Origin of the sequence: Vibrio sp. CUB2, assembly GCF_001557945.1 — a bacterium.
In the GTDB taxonomy this organism is placed as follows: Bacteria; Pseudomonadota; Gammaproteobacteria; order Enterobacterales; family Vibrionaceae; genus Vibrio; species Vibrio owensii.
Map to the genome: position 1 here is coordinate 1 of NZ_LNRB01000094.1, position 262 is coordinate 262.

General features: G+C 48.1%; 2 tRNA genes. Both read right to left on the reverse strand.

From position 1 onward, the window contains the following. Window positions 1–44: 44 nt before the first annotated feature. Window positions 45–120, reverse strand: a tRNA-Ala gene (locus tag ATB78_RS28050). A 39-nt stretch (window positions 121–159) separates the two neighbouring features. Continuing rightward, window positions 160–236 (reverse strand) — tRNA-Ile (locus tag ATB78_RS28055). Between the last annotated feature and the right edge of the window lie 26 nt (window positions 237–262).

Below are 262 nucleotides of genomic sequence, written 5' to 3' on the forward strand. Positions count from 1 at the left end.
ATGAAAACCATTTTTAAAGATTCTTTTTCAAGAACACTTAAAGATGGTGGAGCTATGCGGGATCGAACCGCAGACCTCCTGCGTGCAAGGCAGGCGCTCTCCCAGCTGAGCTATAGCCCCATCAAGGTGTCGATACTGCATACCAATTTCAAAGGAAATTGGTGGGTCTGAGTGGACTCGAACCACCGACCTCTCGCTTATCAGGCGAACGCTCTAACCACCTGAGCTACAGACCCAGTATCGTCTCTTTTACTTATAAACC